The organism is Micromonospora sp. 4G55 (genome assembly GCF_016803375.1).
In genome coordinates this window covers 1-2,184 of record NZ_JAEVHN010000874.1, presented here as the reverse complement: position 1 = coordinate 2,184, position 2,184 = coordinate 1, and the positions used below count along the sequence as shown (strand labels likewise).

The following is a 2,184-nucleotide window of genomic DNA, read 5'->3' as shown; positions in this document are numbered from 1 at the left end:
ACGCGGACCTGGTGGTCGACGGCGCGCCGGCGCTGCCGCACGACGCCGCGCGCTACCTCGTGCGCCACCCCGCCAGCTGCGGCGACGCGGCCTCGCGAGGTGCGCCGAGGTAAGGCCGTCATACGATGCCGGTCATGACCACACCGATCATGTCCGAGTCCGAGGTGCGGGCCGCCGTCGAGCGTGAACTGCCCGGTGTCCGTGCCGATCTGGAACGACTCGTCCGCATCCCCGGCATCGCCTTCGAGGGCTTCGACCACTCGCACGTCGAGCGCTCTGCCGAAGCCGTCGCGGAGCTGCTGCGCGGCTGCGGCCTCGACACCCGGATCGTCCGCTCCGGCGGCCAGCCGGCGGTGATCGGGACGAAGCCGGCGCCGCCCGGCGCCCCCACCGTCCTGCTGTACGCCCACCACGACGTGCAGCCGGTCGGCGACCTGTCGCTCTGGGAGTCCGACCCGTTCGAGCCGGTCGAGCGGGACGGCCGCCTCTACGGCCGGGGCGCCGCCGACGACAAGGCCGGCATCATGGCGCACGTCGCGGCGCTGCGCGCCTTCGGCGACCAGCTCCCGGTCGGCGTGGTCCTCTTCATCGAGGGCGAGGAGGAGTACGGCTCCGACTCCCTGGAGCGGCTGCTCGCCGAGCACCGCGACGAGATCGCCTCCGACGTGATCGTGATCGCCGACTCCACCAACTGGGACGTCGGCGTGCCGGCGCTGACCACCTCGCTGCGCGGCATCGTCAACTGCTTCGTCGAGGTGCGCACCCTCGACCACGCGGTGCACAGCGGCATGTTCGGCGGCGCGGTGCCGGACGCGCTGACCGCGCTGGTCCGGCTGCTCGCCACCCTGCACGACGACGCCGGCGACGTGGCCGTCGAGGGTCTCGTCGGGCGGGAGGGCGCCAGCGTCGACTACCCGGAGGACCGGTTCCGCGCCGAGGCCGGGCTGGTCGAGGGGGCGGCGCTCTTCGGCACCGGCCGGATCACCGACCGGCTCTGGACCAAGCCCGCGCTGGCGGTGCTCGGCATCGACGCCCCGGCCACCGGCGAGGCGCCGAACGCGCTGGTCCCGTCGGCCAAGGCCAAGCTGAGCGTACGGCTGGCGCCGGGCGACGACCCGAAGCGGGCGTACGACACGCTCCGCGCCCACCTGGAGAAGCACGCCCCGTGGGGCGCCCGGGTGACGGTCACCTTCGAGCACGACGGCGACCCCTGCGTCATCGACGCCTCCGGGCCGATGTTCGACGCCGCCCGGGGCGCCTTCCGTACCGCCTGGGACGGCACCGACCCGGTGGACATCGGCGTCGGCGGCTCCATCCCGTTCATCGCCACCTTCCAGGAGATGTTCCCGCGGGCGGCGATCCTGGTCACCGGCGTCGAGGACCCGCACGCGCGGGCGCACGGCCCGAACGAGAGCCTGCACCTGGGCGAGTTCGCCCGGGTCTGCCTGGCCGAGGCGCTGCTGCTGGCCCGGGTCGCCGAGGCGGGGCGCCAGGTCGGTTAGGGCCGCTGTCAAAGCCCCTGGTCCGCTGCCGGCCGGCCAGGGGCTTTGACGCAGGCCCTGGGTGACGGAACCGTAACTTCGGGGCCGATGTCGGAGTTTGCGGTGTGTCGGGCGCAGGGCTGTTATAGCCTTTCGAACATGCGTACGAACGACGTGATGACGCGGCTCGAAGCCGCCGTGAGTGCTCTGGGGGACGTCGACGTCTCCGCGTGGCCCGAGGACACGCTCAAGGAACAGCTCGGCGAGCTCTCGGCCGCGCTGGTCGCCCTCGACGGCGTCCTCTCCCGGGTCGCCGACGAGGTGCGGGCCCGGGGCCTGCGCATCGAGGAGCCCGTCTCCGCCTGAGAGGCTGTCGGGCCGCCCACCAGGACGGCCCGGGCACGGCAATGCCCGGGTGGTGTCGGGGGTGGCTGGCAGGATGAGGCCGTGCGGTTCCTCGACCTGGCAGCCACCTCCGCGGCAGTCGGCGCCACCAGCGGCCGGCGGGCCAAGGGTGGAGCTGCTCGCCGCCGCGCTGCGAGGGCGCTCGACCCGGCCGAGGTGCCGGCCGGCTCCGGCTACCTCGCCGGCGAGCTGCGCCAGCGGCAGACCGGCGTCGGCTGGGCCTCTCTGCGCGACCTGCCGGCACCGGCCGCCGAGCCGTCCCTGACCGTGGCCGCCGTGGACGCGGCGGTCGACCGGA

The 2,184-nt window shown here is 74.4% G+C and carries 2 protein-coding genes and 2 pseudogenes; all 4 read left to right on the top strand.

The window, feature by feature from the left end:
* Nucleotides 1–187, top strand: a pseudogene (locus tag JNW89_RS35520) (hypothetical protein); the annotation flags it as partial.
* Nucleotides 150–1,502: a dipeptidase gene (locus JNW89_RS35515; RefSeq protein ID WP_238452348.1), complete on the top strand. Its 1,353-nt coding sequence runs from the start codon at nucleotides 150–152 to the stop codon at nucleotides 1,500–1,502. The pseudogene JNW89_RS35520 and the gene JNW89_RS35515, both read left to right, overlap by 38 nt.
* A gap of 138 nt (nucleotides 1,503–1,640) precedes the next feature.
* Nucleotides 1,641–1,847 carry a hypothetical protein gene (locus tag JNW89_RS35510; RefSeq protein WP_238452347.1) on the top strand — a complete coding sequence of 69 codons (207 nt, stop codon included), beginning with the start codon at nucleotides 1,641–1,643 and terminating at the stop codon, nucleotides 1,845–1,847.
* An 81-nt stretch (nucleotides 1,848–1,928) separates the two neighbouring features.
* Nucleotides 1,929–2,184: pseudogene (locus tag JNW89_RS35505) on the top strand (ATP-dependent DNA ligase); the annotation flags it as partial.